Consider the following 22,734-nt stretch of genomic DNA (forward strand, 5'->3'; position numbering starts at 1 on the left):
TTTTTTTATTATTTAGACTATTTAGACTGTAAGAAGAAATTATTTGATGTTCTCAACAATTCAAGCAATACACTAAACTTTTATACTTTTCCCGATAAACTCCTTGCTTGGTTTTATATTGCAAATGCAAATTTTACCTGTGACACCTATTTTTTATACTATTTAGTTAGCTACAGTACCTGAGCTGTTTAATTCAGCTATCATCTACTGGCCCGTCCCAAACATGGGTAGTCTTTACACCATTCACTTTTTGGTTTTGGTTGTAGGAAAATTATTCTTTATTGGTTTACTAATATCCCAACTAATCAATTTAATTTTGTACTTTTTAAACAACTCATCTGAGGGTATTATTCCATCTTCAGTGATTCGCCCCCTTTTTTCAACGAATGCGGCATCTGGGAAAGATTGTTTATAACTTTCATACTCTTTCATATCCCCCATATAATATCGCGCACTTCCAGTTGGATAATAAATTTCTTTTGTATCATCAACTTTCACTAATATTATTTTTTGTTTTCCACTGGCTAAACGCTCCTTCCATTTACGATATTTACCTTGTCCCTCATCCATCCCAATTCCGTCATATTCACATATTAAGGTGTCTTCAATAATTTTTCGTTCTCCGTTTATTTCATATTCCAAACGAAACGGAAATTCTGCATATGTTATTTCAGGTTTTGGTGGATTTAGCAAAAAGGAATTTCCTAGAGCAATCATAGCCCATGGCCAAACAACAAAATATACTACTACCGCAAATATTAATAATACCAGTACTCCTATCATTATGAGTATTTTTATTTTCAATTATACCCTTCCTCCTTTAGCGCTTTTTTGACTGATCCCATCAAATGGTTTTGTATTGAATTAGAAAGATTAACAACATCTCTACTTAGTCCCTGAACCCACCATGGTGTCTTATTTTGGTTGGGTAAGTAAACCACTTTACCTATTGGTTTGCTAACTGAACCAAATATGTTGTTCAATATTTCACCCTTTACAATATATGCTGTCATATTAGCAGTATATCCTTTAGTATTTAAGCCATATGCAGATAAATTTACGGTAGCAGGATTAAATATAATACAATTTTTATTTGTTGCTACTGCATTTGCAGTAGCCTCAGCACCACCCTTTGAGTGCCCTACCATTGTTATTTCATTATTTGGATGGTCATTCACAAATTTAGTTGATTCCGAAATCGAGTCTTTCATGTCATCTGAGTAACTTATTGGTTGTTGAATATTATTTACCCAATCACTAAAATTCGTAGGCGTTGTACCTTTATTAACTAGCGAATATTCAGTTGTTCCATCGGCTTTTACTCTTGAATAAACTCCCATTTTAAGTCCTTCATCATTTATTATAATAGTATTCAATGTCCAGCCAGAAACTTTGTCTCCTTTCTTTCCATCATAAATATGTTCTGCCATATTCGCAGCTTCATATGTTGTAGGAATATGTCCACTCGGGTCAAGGTAACATATCGGATTATTTTCTGTATACGTATACAAATTCAAACTTAACGGGTCGATATCTTCACCCCAGTAGCTGTCCTCAGTTATAAACCTACCTGTAGCAGGATTATAATACCTTGCCCTCAGATAAATAGTGCCAGTTTCTTTGTCGTAATATTCGCCACAATACCTAAACGGATTAGCATCATTTGCATCGATATTCCTTTCATTGCCAAACTCATCGTAGTCATACCCCTTTATAACACCTCCCGATGTGTCTGTTAATTGCTCTACATCGCCATGTCCATTAAACAGATAGAACTGTCTGTCACTGTTATAATCGTAAGTGCTTCAAAACATACCGTAGTGTAATTAACAACTACTTCTGTTATGCTTTCTGATATAAAACTCATGAAGTCAGGAGGCATTTTAAAATGGCACAAAGAAAATCCGAGACAATATGGAAGCAGACAATTTTAGATTGTAAAGCCAGTGGCTTATCTGCTAGGCAATGGTGTGAAAAAAATAATATAAAATTGTCAACCTACAAATATTGGCTTACAAGACTCAATAAGCAAAAGAACTCAGCAACAGATATATGCTGGGCAGAAATGAAAATTCCAGAAGAAGTGATAAGGCATCCGGGTTCTGCTTCCATCACAATACGGTATGACAATTTTGTATTGGATATACACGAAAAGACTGATCTTCAGTTGCTAGCAACAGTGTTAAAAACACTGCGTTCAATATGTTAGGCGGATTTACCCAGGGAGCTGAACATATCTACATAGCCTGTAATTCCACAGATTTTCGGAAGCAGATTGATGGATTGGTGGCGATTGTGAATCTACAGTTTAAACTCGATCCATTTTCAGACAGCTGCGCTTTCATCTTCTGCAATAAAAGAAAAACAGCTATTAAAGTTTTGAGATATGATAAAAATGGGTTTATCCTTGCCAGCAAGAAGCTTTTGGAAGGAATGAAGTTTCAATGGCCCAAGAGCCCGTCGGAAGTAAAAGAGATTACATTACAGCAGATGGAATGGCTCTTTCAGGGACTTAATATAGAACAGAAAAAGGCACATTATTCTGTTGAAATGAGTGCCGAAAAAACCTGTTATTAGGGTTGGTGAATATGCCGAAAAAACGGCTAAAAACCCGCATAAAATCAGCATTTTTTTGCCCATTAATATCTCCTAAAATATAGAAAAAGGCATTAAAAAGTGGTATACTTAAACCAGATAAAAAAGGACGTGTATACCATTGACAGAACATGAAGAACTGGAAATGCTTCGGGCTTTAGTTGAAAAACAAAAGCAGGAACTTGAAGCAAAAGATAAGATCATTCAAAAACAAAATATCCAGCTTGAGAACATGATTCAGGCTCTCCTGCACGCTCGCAAGAAACTATTTGGTAGCCCTTCTGAGATTACCAGACAGACAGGCGAACAAATAAATCTGTTTGAAACAACGCAGGAACTGGCAGCGGAATTATTTAAGGAACAGAAAAAATAACCGTTCCAAGCCACCAAAGAACTGCCAGACAGCCTGGTGTCAGAGTTGAAATGCTTGTAAATATTCCGAAAGAGGTGGAGGAATATATCATTCCTCCGGAAGAAAACTGTTCCGAGTGCGGAGCAGAACTGAAAGTCATTGGTAAAAGCTTGTACGCACAGAAGTGGAATTTATTCCGTCAAAACTGAAAGTAGTACAGGTTCTCCAGGAAGTTGCTAAGTGTACCAACTGTGGAAATGAAGGTAGCGAAAATCCCAAAGACCATTTCCAGAAAGCTGCGGTTCCAACTTCAGTTCTGCCACACTCCATAGCAACTGCATCCCTTGTGGCACAAGTCATGTATCAGAAGTTTGCAATGGGGATTCCTTTCAACCGTCAAGAGAACGATTGGTACCGTATAGGTCTGGTGCTACCAAGATCTAATATGGCAAACTGGACGATTCGGTGTAGTGAAGAATGGCTGGCTCCGATTTACAACCGGATTCATGAGGAGCTTTTAAAATGCGAAGTCCTTCACATGGATGAAACAAGAATCCAGTGTAATAAGGAAGAAGGCAAACAAGCTAGCAGTGATTCTTTCATGTGGGTCATGCGAAGTGCAGCTTGTGAAGAGATCAAGGCAGCTTTCTTCCACTATTCCAGAAGCCGAAGCGGTGATGTTGCAAAGCAACTATTACAAGGGTTTCATGGATATCTAACCACGGATGCGTATAGTGCTTATGAGAAAGCGGAGAACATTAAAAGAAATCTTTGTTGGGCTCATTGTCGACGCTATTTCATAGAAAGTATTCCGCTGGACAATAAAGGAAAAGAGATCTCGGGTTCCAAAGGAGCTGAAGGAAGGGAATTCATCAATCTTCTCTTCAAACTGGAAGATGAGATAAAGGAACTGTCATATGACGAAAAGAAAGAGAAGCGTCAGGAGGCGTCACGTGCCATTCTTGATGCCTTTTGGTCATGGGTTGAAGAGACCTCTGCAATTTCTACTACAAATGAGAACCTAACAAAAGCTCTAAATTATGCTAAGAATCAAAAAAAGTATCTTGAAACATTTCTAGAAGACGGAAGGCTTCCCATCTCCAACAATCTTTGCGAGGCAAATATCAAACCATATGCCGTAGCAAGAAGAGCCTGGCTTTTTGCTGACACTCCAAAGGGAGCAACTGCTAATGCGATCCTTTATACATTGGTGGAATCTGCTAAAGCAAATATTTTGGATGTGTATGAGTATCTAAAATATATCCTTGAAGCAATGCCTAATACAGATTTTAAAAACCACCCAGAACTTCTGGACAAGTACCTGCCTTGGTCAAAGGATTTACCGGAAGAATGCAGGCTGAATCATAAACATAAAAAGTGCTTCAAAAAATGACACCATTAGCTTATCGCAATGATCGTGATATAGCTAGACGTCATCTTTTGAAGCACTTACGTTATAATCTGATGCAATCAGGTTTATACCCCATATGTTCTTTCTTTGCATAACTCCACTGCCGTCAAGTTCAAGTGCTACGTTTCCGCCTTTATTAATAAAATTCGTTGCTACTCCGTCTATAACCTTTGAGGTCCTCAAACCATCTCCATCGTAACTGTACAAATACTTTGATGTTCCTACCTGTACCTCTTTCAGTTGATTAAAACCATCATATTTGTATGTTTTTGTACCATCCGATGTCATATTTCCATTATCGTCATACTGGTAGTTTACTGTAGACGTTGGTGTTCCATTAACAGTAGTAGTCTCACTCAAAAGTCTACACCCTTGATTATAGCTATAACTTACCACAGTTGTTGTCTGTCCGCTTACTGTTGTTTTTAAACTTCTGTTGTTATAATCATCAAATGAATATGTAGTTACTGCTCCATCCGGCTCTGACACATTGTACAATCTGCTAAGGCCATCATATTCATACGTAGTTGCGCCATTTGAATCAGTCTTGCTTTCCATATTTCCATCCAGATAATAAGTGTAAGTATACTGGGATACCAAGGTGTTACCATCATAATTTGACAGTGACACCAGCTTGTTCGCAAGGTTATATGTATATACCGCCGAATTACCGTTGCTATATGCCAAGCTGGCTCTGTTCCCATTATCATCATATGTGTAATGAGCTATTTCCTGGTTATTCTCATACACATATTCAAGACGGTCCAGTTTATCGTATGAATACGTGATATTCTCTATCTGCAATCCTGCAATATTGAACATTAACTCTTCCACAATCAATCCTTTGGCATTATAGTCACATGTTTTTTTAACCTTTCTGCTTCCTTGTATTACGCAAGACCTATCACTACCGTAATACGAATAACTTCCAGTGAGAGCAATACTTCCTTCAGATGTAATAAACAAATCTAAAATGGATATAGGTAATGCGCTTGTATTTAGCGGCCCTTCCCATGTTGCACTTGAACCTCCCTTTATATATGGATCCTGACCTGTTGTAGGTAAAGCCGCCGTATCTTTTCTTCTGTATATCCACACTTGTTCCGGCGTTAGATTCCTCTGCACCCAGTATGAGTATCCGTCCCCTTCTCCCCAGTAAATTTGTGAGTATAATCCGTTACCACCAGTAGAATTAACACTCATACTTGACCATGATTCGCCATTGTCTGTAGAATACTTAAAAAATGAACTTCCTGAACCATAGTAATTATTCATCTGCATTACAAGCATATTTCCCATTTTTGCAATTCCGAAGGTTGGGGCTGCGTATGTATTGGTATACAAATCTACCACCGACCACGTTGCACCATTATCATCCGAGTAGGCACAAAGCACTCCTCCCCAGCCTTGATAAGTGTAACGTACTGTATAACCGCCAAACGGGATTATTATTCTTCCTGATGGCATCTGTATTGCATTTCCTGCTACAACACAATTATCTTGAACTGTAGTTGTGATTGGAGACATATTAAAGCTTCTTATTGTGGACTTATAGCTGAAGTTGTGCCCTCCGTCTGTGCTTTCATAAACTATCAGTTTATTGGGTTTACCAGAATCTCCCTTTACCCCACGCTCATTTACATATAGCAAGTAATTGCCGTTTGCAAGCTTCTGTAGGTCTGTTATCTTGCCTGAAACTATGCCAGAATAACTAGTATAAATGACTGACTCATTCGCTGCAAGCTCATTAGCATTATTAAATACATCTTCTTCACTGTCAGCAGTAGAAATCACAACTAAATTGTCCTTTGTATATGCGGCAAGGATTTTCCCATCTGCTCTTTTATCATAAGAAGAGGCTCCAAATTTTACGCCTGTTTCACATCTTAAGTCAACTCTTGATGAAAAGGCAGGTTTTATTTCTTCCTTTGAGTTTTTATCTGATATTGCATATCCCATATCGTTGAATGTCAGAGTTTCTATCGTTCCGCCTCTCGTACCTATTCTGTTTCCAAATCCATCATACATGTAAACATAGTATGCATTCCCGCTGCTGTCAGAACATGATACAAAAGATGATGTAAGCCTGTTCATACCATCATAATTGAACTTAAAAGTGCTATTTCTTCTATCAGTCTTCTCAATAATATTTCCACTGTCATCATATGCTTACTTTAATTTGGAACAAATTTACTGGTATGCTTTTCCATCTTTTTAGAAAGGTTTATTGAAGCGGTATTTAATCTCAACATTTCTATTTTCATCAATTACTATTTTCTCAATTAATTGTGTCAACATTGTTTTATTGATGTTTTCTAGGTCTAAAAATTCGGTAATCATTTTATACATATCGTTGTTTTTTTCTTTTTGTTCTGTGTGCTTTTTTAGTTCTTCTTCTAGGTTTACAAGTCTTGTTTGTAGTTGGTCTCTTTCTTTGCTGTAGTCTTTTGTTAGCTCCATGAAGGTTGTTTCGTCTATGATGTTTTTTATTTTGTCTTCGTATAGGCTTTTGATTATTTTCTTGATCTCTTGGAGCTTCACTTCTATAGCTTTTATTTCTTTTTCTGTTGTTTCTGTTTTTGATTTTTTTGGCTTGTCTTTTATTGCTTCGAGGAATTTTTCTCGGTTTATCGTGTATTCTGATATTTGCTTTAGGTCATTTATTACACAGGCTTCAAGGTCAGTTTCTTTTATTGAGTGACGTGTACATTTTTTATATCTTTTGTAGCTTGAACATACAGCATAGTATATTTTTGTTCCGTCTTTTTGTCCACTTTGCATGAATGTCATTCGTCCGCCACAGTCAGCACAGTACATTAGCCCTGCTAATAAATGGGGTTTTGCTCTGTCTGTAAAGTCAAAACTTGCGTTTCTTGCTATCATTTTTTGTACTAGCTCGAAGGTGTCTATATCTATTATCGGCTCATGGGTGTTTTCTACTGTTACCCATAGGTCTTTTGATAGCTGTTTTGATTTTTTTATTTTGTAGCTTAGTTTTACAAATTTCCCCTGTGTCATATCTCCTGTGTAGGTACGGTTTATAAGTATCTGTTTAACTCCTTCAAATGACCATAAGCCATAGCGTGATGTGTTTTTGTATGTAGTGGTTTGTTGTTTGTATGCTCCCGGGGATAGTATTCCTTCATTGTTTAGTGTTGTTTGTATTTGTCTGAAGCTTTGTCCTCCCACATACATTTCGTATATTCTTTTTACTATTCCTACTGTGTCTGGGTCTACTAGTAGCTTGTTTTTGTCTTTTGGGTCTTTTATATAACCATATGGTGTAAATGCTCCTGTGTATTCGCCGTTTCTCTTTTTTACGCTCAGTGATGTTCTTATTTTCTTTGATATGTCTTTTGCATACATGTCATTCATTACTGACTTAAAAGGACTCATATCGTTGTTACTGTTGTTTAGTGCAAAGGTGTCTATTCCGTCATTAATTGCTATGTACCTTATATCATGCTCTGGAAAGTATCTTTCTATATAGTAGCCTGTATCTATATAGTCTCTTCCAAGTCTTGACATGTCTTTGGTGATTACCATATTTATTTTCTTTGCTTCAAGGTCTTTTAACATTCTTTTAAATTCAGGTCTATTAAAGTTTGTACCTGTATAACCATCATCAATATATATATCTGTTAAATTCCAACCGTTTTCTATTACATATCTTGATATATAGTCCTTTTGATTTGTTATACTTTCCGATTCACCAGAAATTTCATCTTCCTTGGATATTCGGAGGTAAAGACCTGCATTATATATTTTTTTATCTATGTTTTTACTGTAGTTATCTATAAGAGCAAACATATTTTCACGTCTCCTTTTTCGCTCAAAGTTTTTTAGATAACTACCTACCAATTACCAATAGTATATCATAAAAATGTAGATTTTTCAAGGGTTTGAGCAATGTTTTACATTTATTTTTTGGAAATTTTTTAAGGTGATTGGGGGTTGGTGATTAGTGATTAGTGGTTATTACATATCCATTAGATAAATGAATATGTCTTTCATTAGTTCGTGGAAGGGCTTGCCAGTTTCATTAAAGCTTCTTGTTATTTTTATAGCTGTTTCCTTTTTTGCTTTTTTCTCAGTTTTATTACTTTTATCTTCCTTATCCTTTGGGTGTTTAAGGTCTTCATGTTCACTACTCATTATATACACCACCAAAAGAATGATATTATAACCCCAGTACATACTGCTCTATGTCCTCTAAGTCTATAAGCTCTATATCTGTGTATTTTTTACTTATATCCTTTACTCTTTCTTTTATAATGCCTCTATTCCTTGGAACGATGAAGCATTGACTGTCATAGTTAGAATAGTTTTCTGCTATGTTTTTTTCTAGTCTTGGTTTGCTTTTTAGGCTTAGTTCAACCTCTACACAGTAGGTTTTGTTATCTTTTATAAATATATAGTCAGGTAGATGCTTTCTTGGGTTAAAGCCTTGTTCTTTTCTGTACTGCTTTTCAGTTTTGATGTCACTGGATTTTATATTTCTGGATTTCATAACGTATATGGCAGTGTCAACTACAGCTATGTCATGGTATATCTGGTCTAATCTTGGCTTACTTGGTGTTGTGTCGATTCCAAAAAAAGAAAGCCCTGTCTTTGTTACAAAGTAAAGTCCTGCAACTCCATATATGATTCTGTGTCTTTCTATATATAGGGAGTCGATAAGTATCTTAAGTCTTCGGTCTGTTGCTCGTTGTCCAGTAAATCCCCCAAGTATTCGTATTTGTCTACCAAGACAATACTTCCACCTTGCTATCTCACTTACCACTTGACAATCTCTATCAGTAATCTTCATTCCTATCCCCCCCAATACCTATTCACTAATCACCATCCACCAATACCCAACCACCATCCTCAAAAAGCCCCCAGTCGTACACAAATAAATACATACTTTGCTTATGTATTTATTGTATGAAATATATTATTATTGGTTACTACTACGTACTTACGTTGGAAAAGTGGGGTCTCGGGCGCGACCTTTGCCCGAGACCCCACTTTTTCAACAGTAAGTACATACAGCAAGGGCATGTATTTAAAGCATTTGGGGGAATAAGACTTGACTTGGGGCTGTTCTAAAGATGTTCTAAAGTGGTGACTTGATTATGCAGTAAGATGGCAAGACACGAGATAGAACATGTATATTCCTTGTCCTTGGTTGTTTTGTCGCTACTTACACCCTGTTTTATCAGTAACACAATTAGGAAAAAGGCATATAATAGAAGGTATAAAAATCGGACGTACATTCCCTATTATCTCTACTATATACTCCATGAACGCCCAGGGGAGAAAATATATATATACTTAGATAGATAACGGAAAAGAGCGAATGGTATTTGCCGAAACAGTCCGTAACTGTATACATTTGTTCCTTTGGTTCTTCTTTTATTTCATTACCAGAATGGAATAAAAGAAGAACCAAACACCCCATATTTACTTGAGGTGGCAACATATCATGTCCAGAACAATAATGGACTTATTTTATTGAGGGGAGGAATTATAGCAGTATGTCAAAACAGTCTAATAGTGATGACTTTATTATTTTTACTGTCATCATGTGCATTACAGTCTTTGTATCAATAATTCTATTCCCAATAATTATAATAACTCCACTTCTTACCTTTGCTTTATATAGGTTTAAAGTAAAGGGCTTTATTCTTACAACTATATCAATGCTTATAATAATGGTTATATCCTTATCAAGTAGCGACCTAATGAAGCCATTTTTCATAGATATAATAAAAAACGGAAATATCCTTATAGAAACCTATAAACAAACTCAAGGACAAATATCCACAAGCATAATAAAAGCGGTAACGTCCTTTTCTTACTCAAGTGAAAGTTGGGTGCTTATGATACTTCTAACCGTTGCATTATCTGGTCACTTTACAAGTGTACTAGAAAAGAAAGAAATATTACGAAACACAAAGTTACAGACAATTGAAGAATACATACTTAAAAAAGATAAGGAAGAAAAACAGGAAAACAACCCCAAAAACATAAAAAAGGCAAACCAAAAAATTAATGATTACCCAAAAGACCAAACAATCTTAGGAGTAAACAGCAAAGGAAAAATAATTACATGTAAAGATGATGCGAAGCATATATTTATATGTGGTACTACAGGTAGCGGAAAAACTATGTTGCTTTCAAACTTTATAGAAAGCGGAATAATTAAAAACTATGGAATGTTAATTGTAGACGGAAAAGGAGATATTGGAACTGGCTCTATGATGGAAGTTGTTAAGAACTTTACACAAAAGTATAACAGGAAGCTATACATAATAGACCTTAACAACCCCAAAAACTCATCAAAATACAATCCATTTATAAATACAACAGAAACAATAACAAAAGATATGCTAATCAACATGACAAACTGGAGCGAGGAGCATTACAAAACAAACACTGAAAGATACTTACAGCGACTAACAAAGCTAATTCTCCTCGATGGAACACCCCTATCCTTTAATAGCATTATCAGATACATAAGTACTTATGAATTTGAAAAGCTAAGCACTAAGCTTACCAAAGAACAAAAAATTACCAAAGAAGACCACAAGACAAACCTTGAATTAGTAAAAGCAAGCGGAAAAATAGCCGAGAATGCAATAGCCAGATTTGCAACCATGGCAGAAAGTGAAATAGGTAGTATATTTGATGAAAACGGAATAGACATATACACTGCAATAACAGAAGGTGCAGTAATACTATTTGTACTAAATCCACTTATTTATCCAGAGCTATCCCCAGTATTCGGAAGATTAATCCTAATAGATGCCAAAAAAGCAGTAAGTAAGCTATTTACCACACAAGAAACAACCAACAAACCGAAGCGAACCTTCTTTATATTTGATGAAATAAATGTATATGCTTCAAAGCTACTCATTGACCTAATCAACAAATCAAGAAGTGCCAGAGTATGTGCCATACCAGCAACGCAAAGTCTCTCAGACCTTGAAGCGGTGGCAGGAGATGCCTTTAAACAACAGATAATAGAAAACTGTAATAATTACATTGTCTTAAGACAAAACAGTGCTAAAAGTGCAACTGACTTAAGTAATATATTAGGAACACAAGAAAGCTTACAAATGACCTACCAAGTTGGAAAAGCAAAAAATACACAGGATATTTTATCTACTGGATATGGCTCTGCAAGAATAACAAAAGAATACATATTTCACCCTGACGAAATAAAAAGACTAAAAACAGGCAAGGCAATATTTGTATCAAAGGATTCGGATATATATACAAAGGTACATGTAAGGAAAGCATTTGAAACTTAAGGGGAAATAATCTGTTATATGTTAAGGGAGTACAAAACATGAATAAAGACATATCAAAACCAGTAAATCAGAATAATCAAAGTAATCCGAAAAACTTAGCAGACAAAACCCTAATAGGAACAAACCCAAGCGGAAAGCTAGTATTTTGTGACGATACAGCTAAACACATCTTTTTATGTGGTACTACTGGAAGTGGAAAAACGGTAGCACTTTCAAATTTCATAAAAAGCGGAATAGAAAAAAACTATGGTTTACTCATTGTTGATGGTAAAGGAGATATTGACAGCGGTTCAATCATGGCAATAACGAAGCACTTTGCACAAAGGAACAACAGAAAGTTAATTATCATCAACCTAAACGAACCAGAAAGCTCAGGAAAATACAATCCATTTGCAGGAGCAAAGGAAACCATTGCCAAAGATATGTTAATCAACATGACAGACTGGAGCGAGGAACACTACAAGACAAATACAGAGCGATATATACAGAAATTATTGAAATTACTTAACCTAAAAGGAGAAAAGCTATCCTATAAAAGCATAATTAAAAACTTTAGTATCAGTGCATTTGAAGAACTATCCGCCACTTTAGCAAAACAGGAGAAAATAACAAAGCAAGACCATATACAAAACCTAGATATCATCAAAGCTAGTGGAAAAATCGCAGAAAGTGCAGCAGCCAGATTTACCACTATAGCTGAAAGTGACATCGGAAATATCTTTGATGAAGATGGAATCGACATATATACAGCATTAAGCGAAAATACAATAATTCTATTTATCTTAAACCCACTTATATATCCAGAACTATCCCCAGTTATGGGAAGGTTAATCCTAATAGATGCAAAAAAGGCAGTAAGTAAAATGTTTGGACAGTACGACAGACGTAAGTTTTTTATCTTCGATGAAATAAATGTATACGCTTCAACAGTGCTTATAGACCTTATAAACAAATCAAGGAGTGCAGGAGTTACAGCAATACCAGCAACCCAAAGCCTTGCAGACCTTGAAGCAGTGGCAGGAGAACCCTTCAAGCAACAGATAATAGAAAACTGTAATAACTACATCGTCCTAAGACAAAACAGCCCAAAAGGTGCTGAGGAATTGGCTAAAACTTTAGGAACAAAAGAAACAATGCAAATCACTTACCAGATAAACAACATAGAATCAACAAACGTAGGAACAGCAAGAAAAACAAGAGAATTCATAGTACACCCAGACGAAATAAAATCACTACCAACAGGAAAAGGAATATTCCTATCAAAAGACAATGGTAAATGTGAGCGGATAAAAGTGCAAAAACCATTTTAAGATTTGAAGAAAGGAAATATAAAGGGATATATAAAATGAATAATAATCAAGAAAAAGATAGAGAAACAGAATACAAAATAGCTCCGGCTTTCTTTGACAATATTGTAAGCCAAAACAACGAGAATCAACAATTCTGCTTAAAAGCTGCAATACTAAATAAATGCAAAATCTTCAAACAACGTCCTATACTAATTATATGGCTATTAGTATACTTCCTCATATCATGGGCTACACAAGGATTTACACCAAAGGGATTACTAACAACAGCAGTAATATACCTTATAACAACAACAGTTGCACTATCAGACTTTATAGAAACAATCCTAAAGCATATAGAAGACGTAAGAAACATAGCAACAAACACAGAAAAAGAAAAGCTAATACCACTATTTGAAGAAGTATACGAAAAAGTACAAAAACAAACACCAGATATAAGTAAAAATATAAACCTGTACATAGTAGATGAAATATCAGTAAACGCATTTGCACTTGGAACAAACACAATAGCGATAACCAGAGGACTAATGGAATTCATGGATGATGACGAAATCAAAGGAATACTAGCCCATGAAATGGGACACATGGCAAAGGGTGACCCAAAAGTACAAACACTAATAACAATCGGCAGTAGCATGTACTTATGGGTACTACTAATAATTAAATGGACACTCGGAAAAATGGAACAGGTAGCAAGCTCCTCAGAAAGCCAAACATCATTAGGTAATACAGTACTCGGCATAATGAAATGGATAGTAGACTTTGCAGTAAAGATAATAACCTTAATTGCAACAATACTACTTATGATAGAAAACCGAGAAAAGGAATACCAAGCAGACAGCTACGCAGAAAAGTTAGGCTATGGCTATGAGCTAAAACAGGCATTATATAAGCTTTACACCTTGCAAATGTCAGATAAGAGGAATTTAATTGAAAGGTTCAAAGCAAGCCATCCGAGAATTGCTTATAGGATTGAGAGGCTTGAGGGGATGGAGATGGAAATGGAATAGGGATAAAGAAATAAAATGCGGCAAACGAATATACTTGGGGATTATTCATCATTTAAATATTTTTATATGATGAATAATCCCCTTAATATTTACAGAAATAACATTTTGAATTATAATGTATATAAACATTTATCTACAACTTTTACCAAAAAAAATTTGATGAAGTTCTTATTATACAAAGAGATTTGAACAAAGCAAATTATAGATACATACTTCAAATAATTGTTACAACAAATGCTTACTGCAAGATTCATTGATATATAAAATTAAATCAAATTTTAAAACATAAAGTAAATGAGTAATATTTAATTTTATTTGTAAATTAATTTTAAAAGTTTGGGGATGAATAAAAGTGAGCAAATTAAAAGAAATAATGATTTCTGTCTTTTCAAATGGAATTTATGAGTTTTTAAAATATATTATAGGATTTGTAATTACAGGAAGTATTTTTGGTTTTTTTATAAATATTATAGCTAAAGTAACAATAAGTAAAGTATATGAGCATAATAAAATGGATTTTATATTTTTAGCAATTTTATTTGGAATTGTTTCGGGATATATAGTGTTTACTTGTATATATAAAAAATTGTGTTATAATAAACCTATATTTCCACAACTTGATTTTGATTATAAAATTTTAGAAAAAGAAATTACATATAAGTATTTATCAAAAGAAGATATGCAATATGAAAAACGGTTTAAGCTAAAAGCTTTAAAAAATGACTTAAATAAATATCTTGATAAATACCATTGGACAGGAAGCGGAAAGGTTTTAATAAAAAGTATAATAAAAGACCATAAAGTCTTTACTACAATTAGGGATGATACTTATCAAGAATATGAAGTACATTTTAGAAGAGTCTTAAATAAAGGAAATGAAATTACTTCAGGAATTATAATGTATTTAAGTGATCCTGAGAAAAGGGCAGTACCATTTTTAGCTTGTACAGTGAATGAGCCAACTGAGAAACTAACTATAAATGTCTTAATTAACAAAAATTTAAAAGTAGATAGAATTATTACAGAAATAAAACCACATGGAAAAAGCGTTAAAGTTTTTGAATCAAAAGAAGCTAGATTTGAAGAATCAGGGGAATATTACAAGTATACTTGGGAAATAGTAAAACCTAAACTATTATTTAGATATATAGCAAAATGGCAATTTGAATAATTGTCATTTTGTAAACCAATAAAAGTAATTAATAATTTTGATGGAGGACATTAGATATGGCAATTTTAAGTGTTTTAAAAATAAACAAAAGCATATTTGGTTTGCGAGATATATCTCTGAGGAATCCCTCTAGACAAATACAAAAGGAAGAATTGAGAGAACAATGGTTTATAGATTTTATAAAAGATTTATTTGAAACATTGTATTATAGTCCAACGGGAGTTGGTTTAGCTGCACCACAAGTTGGAGTACATATAAGATTAGTAGCAATTGATATGGATAGAGATGGAAAGAACCCCTTTCCACTAATTAATCCAACTTATGAGGCGGTAAATGATAGCATTGTTTTATCTAATGAATCATGTCTCAGTGTTCCTGGATTTGTTGGCAAAGTACAGAGACATGAAAAAATTAAACTTACATATTGGGATGTAAATGGAGAAGAAATTGAATTGTATGTTGAAGGTTTTAAAGCAAAAGTTATTCAACATGAAATTGATCACCTTAATGGAGTATTATATATTGATAGAATAGATTTATGCAATGATTTAGATGTAAGCAATGGTCTGCATAGTATTAGAGCAAATAAAGTAATAGAAAAACTATATAATTTGTAAATTATGAATTCAAGACTTATTAAGACCTATAAAATTATGGTAAGTTGTAAAATAAAGTGACGGAAGAAGCAAAAAATTGAGACTCATGGTAAAATCCATTGTATAATGTTTAGCAACCACGAAAAACAAACAAAGGAGAAAACCATGAGCCAGATTAATAATACCGCAAAAACAAAAAAATATAAACACCTAAAAGCAAGAGAAAGATATAGTATTGAAATATTGTTAAAAGAGGGATTAAAACCTTATGAAATAGCACAGCGCATGCAAAGAGGTATCAGAACAATAGAAAGAGAAATATCGAGGGGAAAGATAAAGCTTGTGAACTCTGATTTGACTTACAGAGAAGAATATTGTGCAGATGTAGGGCAACGAATATATTATGAGAATGCAAGGAACAAAGGACCTGGATTAAAGATAGGTAAAGACCACAAATTAGTCAAACACATAGAAAAAAAGATTGTAAAAGAAAAGTATTCCCCAGATGCAGTGATAGGAGAGATAGAAGCGAAAGGCTTAGAGTTTGAGACCCAAATATGTACAAAGACAGTATATAACTATATAGATCGAGGAGATGTGTTCTTAAACCTTACAAATATAGATCTTCCAGTGAAAAAAGCTGGCAAAAAGAGAGACTATAAGAAAATAAAGATACCGCATAAAAATCTTAAAGGAACAAGCATTGAAGAAAGGCCTACAGAGATTGATAAGCGCGAGGAATATGGACATTGGGAAATGGACTGTGTTGTTGGAAAACGTGAAGGGAAAGGTGCAGTATTACTGGTTTTAAGTGAGAGAAGTATACGCGAGGAAATAATAATCAAAATGCCATCAAAGACACAAGAATCAGTAGTAGCAGCACTAGATTGTTTGGAGAAGAAATATGGTAAATCATTTAAGGATAAATTCAAAACAATAACAGTGGATAATGGTAGTGAATTTCTTGATTATGAAGGCATAGAACGGTCTGTGAGGGCTGGAAAAGATAAAAGGGTGAAACTATATTATGCACATCCATATAGCTCCTGGGAAAGAGGCACAAACGAAAATACAAACAAGCTAATACGCCGATTTATACCAAAAGGAACAGATATAGGGAGAATAAGTAAAAAGACGATAAAATGGATAGAAACATGGATAAATAACTATCCAAGACGAATATTAGCATATAAGTCTGCAATTGATATGGCTGCAAGTTAAAACCTTGGGACTCTGTCCCAAGCCCTGTCCTCGCCAGAAGGCAGCCGGTCTGTCATAACAGACCGGGAACAAAAGGATGATAGTGCAATGGATGTAAAGGGTCTCCGGCTTTGCCTACGATGAACGAGCTATGCTCGCCCTTGACATCCCGAACAATAGTGCCAATAGTTTGCATTATACAAGTTTACCAAAATTTTACCGTCACTTTAACTTGCAATTTATATTTTATTTCTCGACATTAATCTTATTGACAATTAGTCATAAAATATGGTAATATCGTCAATGTTGAGAGGGAGTAGTTTATTTACAAAGTCAACATACTGGTGCTTTATCACCTGGCTTTGTAACCAATTTTGGTAACGAGACTTTTGACATAATCCTATAGCAGGGTTATGTTTAAGGTCTTTTTTTATATATCATTTTAAACTTTGAAAGGATGGATAAAATGTATACTAGTCTAGTCGCTTTCTTGGCCGCGGTGGGAACCGTTGTGCTGGCAGAAATGGGAGACAAGACGCAACTCTTGGCAATGGCTTTTGCTACGAAGTATAAGGCGTCAAAGGTAATGATTGGTGTATTTATAGCTACTGTTTTAAATCATGGACTTGCAGTGGCAGTTGGCAATTTTATTACACATTTTTCAGGCGCCCAAATCTGGATATCGGGGATTGCCTCTTTGTCATTTATTTTCTTCGGATTGTGGACAATCAGAGGTGACAAATTGGAAGGGGAGGAAAACAGGACAACAAAATTTGGACCGGTTGCTACAGTTGCATTTGCTTTCTTCCTCGCTGAAATGGGAGATAAGACACAGCTTGCAACCATTGCTCTTGCGACAAAGTTTCCAACAAGTCCTGCAGGAATTTTGATTGGAACAACAACTGGAATGTTAATTGCTGATGGTATAGGAATTATTATTGGTGTAGTAATGTGTAAAAGGATTCCTGAAAGGACAATAAAACTTGTATCTGCCTGTTTGTTTATTTTGTTTGGCTTGATAGGAAGCTTCCAGGTTGCACATGATGATCTTCAAATGGGAACTGGAGCAATTATAGCAGCAATGGCAGTAATAATTGTAATAACTGGTTTTGCAGCATACTATTTAATCAAAAAAGATAATGCCAATAGAGCGGAGAATGCAGACGTTGCGGAGTACTGCAAAGTGAAAATTCAAGAACCAAGTTCCGATACTGAATAAACAAAAGTGTTTGTTCATACATGGCATACAAAATGCGAATCCCTATGTATGTTATATAAGTTTAAGGCTGCCTCATTGTGCAGCCTTAAACTTTTCATCAACTAAAAATCTTCTTTTATCAGCTTTTTTATTGTATTTACATCTGTGTGAAGCTTTAAAGGTTTTACTGCCGGACCCTCAACAATATCACCTTCATAAGTAAACCTCGAGCCATGGCACGGGCAATCCCAGGTTTTTTCCGCCGAATTCCAGCTTAACTCACATCCCATGTGTGTGCACGTTGTATCTACTACGTGCAAGGTTCCCTTCTCATCCCTATAGGCTCCGGCTTTATGGCCGTTTGCTTCAATTATTTTTCCTTCACCTGGTTTAATATCTATATTGGCTGGAGGAGGAGTGATTTTGCCTCCAATTAGCTCTTTTGCAACATTCAGGTTTTCGACAACAAAGTTTTTAGCAGAAGCTACTATTGTTTGACGGGATGGATTATAGACCTCCTGCCAGGGACTTTCGCCCTTAACAATCAAGTCACTCAATATCATAGCTGATGCCATACTGTTAGTCATTCCCCATTTGCCATAACCGGTAGCGACGTACATATTTGGAGTTTTGGACGTAAAATGTCCTACATACGGCACATTGTCCAAAGTCATGCAGTCTTGTGTAGACCATCGGTAAGGAATGTCTTCTACTGTAAAGATTTTGGCTGCAAAATCAACCAATGTTTCGTAGTGCAAAATAGTATCTTCACCTTGTCCGGTCTTGTGATGGTCACCACCCACTATAATCAACTCACTGTTGTCAGACTTTTGACTACGGATTGAGCGAGCAGGTTCTTCTAAGTTTATATACATTCCGCCCGGATATTTTTCTTTTGCCTTAATAGCTAGAGCATATGAACGTTCGGGGTATATTCTGCTGAAATACATTCCATGCTTATTATAGCATGGGTAATGAGAAGCAATTATAACTTTTTCCGCGGTTACTTTCTTTCCCTGGTTCGTAATCAAAATATAGTTGCCGTCTTCCTCAATATCCACTACTCTGCTTTGTTCAAATATTTGGATACCGCTTTCTGTTACTTTTTTAGCAAGAGGCAGCAAAAACTTGCGTGGATGAAACTGAGCCTGGTTATCAAATCGTATAGCTGCCTTGATAGGAATAGAAAAGGGTATTTCATCCACATAGGCTGCTTTTATGCCTAAAGAGGTGGCTACTTTAACTTCATCGCTTATCTTATTTACATAGTTATCATCTTGGGTAAAGGCATAGGCGGATTCGGGAACAAAATCACATTCTATATTATTTTCGCTTGCTATCTTTTCAATCATCCTAATTGCTGTTTCGTTTGCATCGGCATACTGTTTTGCATATTCCTCATTCATTAGGCTTTTTATTTTACTATAAATCAATTCGTGCTGTGATGTGACTTTGGCTGTGGTGTGACCGGTTGTTCCCTGCAGAATATGATCAGCTTCTAAGATTGCAGCCTTAATGCCATGTTTGCTAAGCATGTATGCTGTTGAGATACCTGCAAATCCGCCGCCAATAATAGCTATATCAACTTTTATATCTTCGTTTAAAACCGGATACTCCGGTTGCTGTGTGGAGGCCATCCAATAAGATTGAGGAGGCTTTTTAAAATTCTTTTGCTCTTCTATATTCATATATAGTTTTTCTCCTTCTAAATAATATGCAATTTATAAATTTACTTTATATTTTTTACTGATAAATAGTAATTATTCGATTTTAAGCACTTCTAAAGGTAAAAAAATAGTAATGGCTTAAAGTAGTAAGTGTAGCACATTATGTAAAGTCAACATAATATAAAACATAGCATGAATTTTTAGGAGGATTTATTATGCTTTCAAGTATGGAGTTTGTTCGTCAGTCATTAGAGATACATCTTTTTTTTGCAAGAATTATGAAAGAACACTCATTTTTCCTTCAGACAGCATTTACATCAAGGGATATAAACTTTATTGCGCAAGCAGACCGCTTCAGAATGGAGTTTGACAGACTTTTAGGAGAAGTTGTTTCGCTTTCTAATGGTGTTGTTAGCCCGGATGTACTTTTATCGGGTGAAGTATTTACGCAATATACACTTAACGCAGAAATGGCTTCTTCATATTTTACAGGAGTGCAGATTCCAACTGGAATAACACAAGCAGAAGCTGGGTTAATGGGTGGAGGAATTGTGGCAATTAACCGGGCGCTTGAAGAAAGAGTATCTTTGATTAATCAAAGGGCTATGGGGTTATTAGCCGGGTTAATACAGTTTAAAGCTTCAATTTTATCTAATGTTCTAACCTGTAAAATGTTTACAAATAACTATCCCTTACTTATAGATCATATTATGAGGGAAGCTAAGCTGTACTTACGGACTATCCAAAAGCTTCAAAACAGAGAAAATTTAGATATCATAAGTGAAGCTATGGCGCAGGAATTATTCTGGAATAAAATTATGGCAGAACATGCAAAGTTTATTCGTGGGTTGCTTGACCCGACAGAGGAAAAGTTGTTTGATACAGCAAACAATTTTGGAAATGAGTTTGACAAATTGACAGAGGAAGCAAAGGCAGCAATGGATATGACTGTACCGTTTACAAAAGTTACAGATGACAGTCTTAAAGCAACAGAAGAAATTCGGAATTTTAAAGTACAAGGCACAGAAGGAATACTCCAGTGTAAGATTAAGTCAATCATTATTCCATTACTGGCCGATCATACAGTACGTGAAGCAAGTCACTTCTTAAGGTTATTAAAAACATTCAAGAAACAATACTAAGTAATGCTGAAGCGAAACGACTAGCCTGGGTTGCATAGGCGAGCAGTGTAGCGAAGCGAAACGACCAGCCTGGGTTGCATAGGCGAGCAGTGTAGCGAAGCGAAACGACCAGCCTGGGTTGCATAAACAAATAATAAAGGACTAAAGCTGGATATACTTATCTCTTAATGGAAAGGGCAAAAATCTTGCCCTTTTCCTATGCTTGCTAATAAGGTGAACTAAGAAAAAAAGTATAAAGTGAGCTGCAGCTTTTCTAATTATATAAAAAAATGCATATGCTATTACTAAAGTAATTTGCAGCTTATTCTTGAAACGGAGGAGAGGACTTGGACTTAATAACTATAATATTAACAGCTGTAGGTCTCGCAATGGATGCTTTTGCAGTTTCCATATCATGCGGACTGGCAGATGCAAAAAATACTTCGCGTAATGCTTTAAATGCGGGAATTGCATTTGGACTTTTTCAGGGTGGAATGACGGCGGGCGGGTGGCTTGCAGGTTATTCGTTCAGGGCATGGATTGAGAATATCGATCATTGGGTTGCCTTTGCGTTGCTTGGGATTATTGGTGCTAAGATGATATGGGAAGCATTTGAAGGGGAAAATGAATGTATTATGCTTACAAGTCTTAAAGTTCTTATTACCCTTGCAGTTGCAACGAGTATAGATGCTCTTGCTGTAGGGATTAGCCTCTCGGCTTTAAAAATAGATATAGTATTACCGGCAGTAATGATTGGTGTAATAACTTTTGCGTTATCTTATTTTGGTGTGTTCTTAGGAAAAATGATCGGGTGCAATAGCAAATTCAAAAAATATATTGATATGCTTGGAGGAGTAATTCTTGTAGGTATAGGTTTGAAAATATTGCTTGAACATGTTTTGTGATATATATAAATAGAAATGATATGCTCTCTCTTGATATTTTGAGTAAATTCGATTTTATTAGTATTTTGTTAACAAATTATGTCTGGTAGGAATAATATAAAATAGGAAATAGTGTGTCAAGAGATGGTAGCTATGTATAAGATTATGATTGATCCTGGTCACGGCGGTAAAGACAGAGCAAACAGAGGACCGACAGGGTATGTTGAGGCTGATGGCGTTTTGGATATATCACTAAAACTTAAGGATGAATTGGTAGCTACAGGGGCATTTGAAGTAAAGCTCACTAGAGAAACTGATGCAACCTTAGGAGTCAGAGCTCGTGGTAAAATGGCTGCTTCATGGGGAGCGGATATGTTTATATCTGAGCATACGAATTCCTCAGGATTGGCAAGCAACACTACTGTTAGAGGTACAGAGGTATATACCAGTGTTGATTTAAAGGATGATGCTCTTGGAGCTGAAATGGCAAAAGCTGTAGCTGAGTCAATAGGGACAAAAAATATTGGTGCCAAAAAACGGAAGAGTAATAATAATCCGGAAGAGGACTATTATGCTGTAATTGACGAAGCACAGGATGGAGGAGTTGCACATATTCTTTTGATAGAAAGTGCCTTTCATGACAACAAAGATGATGAAGCACTGCTAAAGGATGATGGCAAGAGAGCTGCTATAGCCAAAGCTCAGGCTGCGGTTATTTGTAAATTTTATGGGGTTTCAGTTGAGGAGGAGAAGAAATTGAACTGGAGGCAAAAAATTGTTCAAGAGGCTTTGGATTTAGGGCTTATAACAGACAAAACATGGGTGGACAAAGCAGATGAAACTTCTTCAATATGGTTTGTTTGTGCAATAGCCATAAGCATGTACAAGAAATTAAAAGGATAATTAAAAATGGAAAATGGAGCC

At 35.4% G+C, this 22,734-nt stretch carries 22 protein-coding genes; 14 read left to right on the forward strand and 8 right to left on the reverse strand.

What is annotated here, in order from left to right:
* Nucleotides 1-243: 243 nt before the first annotated feature.
* The 3 genes from ACECE_RS0202500 to ACECE_RS32520 are packed head-to-tail and all read right to left on the reverse strand — an operon-like array spanning nt 244 to nt 1,867.
* Nucleotides 244-804 (reverse strand): hypothetical protein, encoded by a 561-nt coding sequence (locus tag ACECE_RS0202500; RefSeq protein ID WP_010243851.1) that lies wholly within the window; start codon nt 802-804, stop codon nt 244-246.
* Nucleotides 801-1,769 (reverse strand): RHS repeat-associated core domain-containing protein, encoded by a 969-nt coding sequence (locus ACECE_RS29975; RefSeq protein ID WP_083878393.1) that lies wholly within the window; start codon nt 1,767-1,769, stop codon nt 801-803. The genes ACECE_RS0202500 and ACECE_RS29975 overlap by 4 nt, the downstream gene beginning before the upstream one ends.
* Nucleotides 1,745-1,867, reverse strand: a complete 123-nt coding sequence (locus tag ACECE_RS32520) for a hypothetical protein (RefSeq protein ID WP_456048988.1) — start codon at nt 1,865-1,867, stop codon at nt 1,745-1,747. Before ACECE_RS32520 ends, ACECE_RS29975 begins: the two co-directional genes overlap by 25 nt.
* 21 nt (nt 1,868-1,888) lie before the next feature.
* On the opposite strand from ACECE_RS32520, the gene tnpA reads away from it, so the two are divergent.
* The 4 genes from tnpA (at nt 1,889) to tnpC (ending at nt 4,340) form a co-directional block, all read left to right on the forward strand.
* Nucleotides 1,889-2,209: an IS66 family insertion sequence element accessory protein TnpA gene (gene tnpA / locus ACECE_RS26355; protein WP_010243263.1), complete on the forward strand. Its 321-nt coding sequence runs from the start codon at nt 1,889-1,891 to the stop codon at nt 2,207-2,209.
* Nucleotides 2,203-2,577: an IS66 family insertion sequence element accessory protein TnpB gene (gene tnpB / locus ACECE_RS0202520; RefSeq protein WP_010243264.1), complete on the forward strand. Its 375-nt coding sequence runs from the start codon at nt 2,203-2,205 to the stop codon at nt 2,575-2,577. The genes tnpA and tnpB overlap by 7 nt, the downstream gene beginning before the upstream one ends.
* 139 nt (nt 2,578-2,716) lie before the next feature.
* Complete coding sequence (locus ACECE_RS31610) at nt 2,717-2,968, forward strand: hypothetical protein (RefSeq protein WP_010243856.1); 252 nt, start codon at nt 2,717-2,719, stop codon at nt 2,966-2,968.
* 163 nt (nt 2,969-3,131) lie between these two features.
* A complete protein-coding gene (tnpC, locus tag ACECE_RS26365) occupies nt 3,132-4,340 on the forward strand; it encodes an IS66 family transposase (protein ID WP_010243858.1) in 1,209 nt (402 codons plus the stop codon).
* Between the two features lie 33 nt (nt 4,341-4,373).
* Here tnpC and ACECE_RS0202530 read toward each other — a convergent pair whose 3' ends face one another.
* From ACECE_RS0202530 to ACECE_RS0202545, 4 genes are all read right to left on the reverse strand, one after another.
* On the reverse strand, nt 4,374-6,452 hold the full coding sequence (locus ACECE_RS0202530) for an exo-alpha-sialidase (protein WP_010243859.1): 2,079 nt from the start codon (nt 6,450-6,452) through the stop codon (nt 4,374-4,376).
* A gap of 120 nt (nt 6,453-6,572) precedes the next feature.
* The gene (locus tag ACECE_RS0202535) at nt 6,573-8,168 is read right to left on the reverse strand and encodes a recombinase family protein (protein ID WP_010243860.1); all 1,596 of its coding nucleotides are present in this window, start codon (nt 8,166-8,168) and stop codon (nt 6,573-6,575) included.
* A 168-nt stretch (nt 8,169-8,336) separates the two neighbouring features.
* Nucleotides 8,337-8,513 carry a hypothetical protein gene (locus ACECE_RS30910; RefSeq protein ID WP_162862467.1) on the reverse strand — a complete coding sequence of 59 codons (177 nt, stop codon included), beginning with the start codon at nt 8,511-8,513 and terminating at the stop codon, nt 8,337-8,339.
* Nucleotides 8,514-8,538: 25 nt separating this feature from the next.
* On the reverse strand, nt 8,539-9,168 hold the full coding sequence (locus tag ACECE_RS0202545; RefSeq protein ID WP_010243861.1) for a replication-relaxation family protein: 630 nt from the start codon (nt 9,166-9,168) through the stop codon (nt 8,539-8,541).
* Between the two features lie 709 nt (nt 9,169-9,877).
* Here ACECE_RS0202545 and ACECE_RS0202550 point away from each other — a divergent pair.
* From ACECE_RS0202550 to ACECE_RS0202580, 7 genes are all read left to right on the forward strand, one after another.
* Nucleotides 9,878-11,656, forward strand: coding sequence for a type IV secretory system conjugative DNA transfer family protein (locus tag ACECE_RS0202550; protein WP_010243862.1), 1,779 nt, complete (start codon nt 9,878-9,880; stop codon nt 11,654-11,656).
* A gap of 38 nt (nt 11,657-11,694) precedes the next feature.
* Nucleotides 11,695-12,966 carry a type IV secretory system conjugative DNA transfer family protein gene (locus ACECE_RS0202555; protein ID WP_010243863.1) on the forward strand — a complete coding sequence of 424 codons (1,272 nt, stop codon included), beginning with the start codon at nt 11,695-11,697 and terminating at the stop codon, nt 12,964-12,966.
* Between the two features lie 35 nt (nt 12,967-13,001).
* Nucleotides 13,002-13,973, forward strand: a complete 972-nt coding sequence (locus ACECE_RS0202560) for a M48 family metalloprotease (protein WP_010243864.1) — start codon at nt 13,002-13,004, stop codon at nt 13,971-13,973.
* A gap of 352 nt (nt 13,974-14,325) precedes the next feature.
* Nucleotides 14,326-15,144: a hypothetical protein gene (locus ACECE_RS0202565; protein WP_010243866.1), complete on the forward strand. Its 819-nt coding sequence runs from the start codon at nt 14,326-14,328 to the stop codon at nt 15,142-15,144.
* Nucleotides 15,145-15,200: 56 nt separating this feature from the next.
* Nucleotides 15,201-15,761, forward strand: a complete 561-nt coding sequence (gene def / locus ACECE_RS26370) for a peptide deformylase (protein ID WP_010243868.1) — start codon at nt 15,201-15,203, stop codon at nt 15,759-15,761.
* Between the two features lie 144 nt (nt 15,762-15,905).
* Nucleotides 15,906-16,961 (forward strand): IS30 family transposase, encoded by a 1,056-nt coding sequence (locus ACECE_RS0202575; RefSeq protein ID WP_010243871.1) that lies wholly within the window; start codon nt 15,906-15,908, stop codon nt 16,959-16,961.
* A gap of 445 nt (nt 16,962-17,406) precedes the next feature.
* Nucleotides 17,407-18,159 (forward strand): TMEM165/GDT1 family protein, encoded by a 753-nt coding sequence (locus tag ACECE_RS0202580; protein ID WP_010243873.1) that lies wholly within the window; start codon nt 17,407-17,409, stop codon nt 18,157-18,159.
* Between the two features lie 101 nt (nt 18,160-18,260).
* Here the strand turns inward: ACECE_RS0202580 and ACECE_RS0202585 are convergent, their stop codons facing one another.
* Nucleotides 18,261-19,826, reverse strand: a complete 1,566-nt coding sequence (locus ACECE_RS0202585) for an FAD-dependent oxidoreductase (protein ID WP_010243875.1) — start codon at nt 19,824-19,826, stop codon at nt 18,261-18,263.
* 194 nt (nt 19,827-20,020) lie between these two features.
* Between ACECE_RS0202585 and ACECE_RS0202590 the strand changes: the two genes are divergently transcribed.
* From ACECE_RS0202590 to ACECE_RS0202600, 3 genes are all read left to right on the forward strand, one after another.
* The gene (locus ACECE_RS0202590) at nt 20,021-20,947 is read left to right on the forward strand and encodes a DUF2935 domain-containing protein (protein WP_010243877.1); all 927 of its coding nucleotides are present in this window, start codon (nt 20,021-20,023) and stop codon (nt 20,945-20,947) included.
* A 326-nt stretch (nt 20,948-21,273) separates the two neighbouring features.
* A complete protein-coding gene (locus ACECE_RS0202595; RefSeq protein ID WP_010243879.1) occupies nt 21,274-21,831 on the forward strand; it encodes a manganese efflux pump MntP in 558 nt (185 codons plus the stop codon).
* A 132-nt stretch (nt 21,832-21,963) separates the two neighbouring features.
* Nucleotides 21,964-22,713, forward strand: a complete 750-nt coding sequence (locus ACECE_RS0202600) for an N-acetylmuramoyl-L-alanine amidase family protein (RefSeq protein WP_010243882.1) — start codon at nt 21,964-21,966, stop codon at nt 22,711-22,713.
* The last annotated feature ends 21 nt before the right edge of the window (nt 22,714-22,734 follow it).

The organism is Acetivibrio cellulolyticus CD2, assembly GCF_000179595.2.
GTDB classification, from domain to species: domain Bacteria; phylum Bacillota; class Clostridia; order Acetivibrionales; family Acetivibrionaceae; genus Acetivibrio; species Acetivibrio cellulolyticus.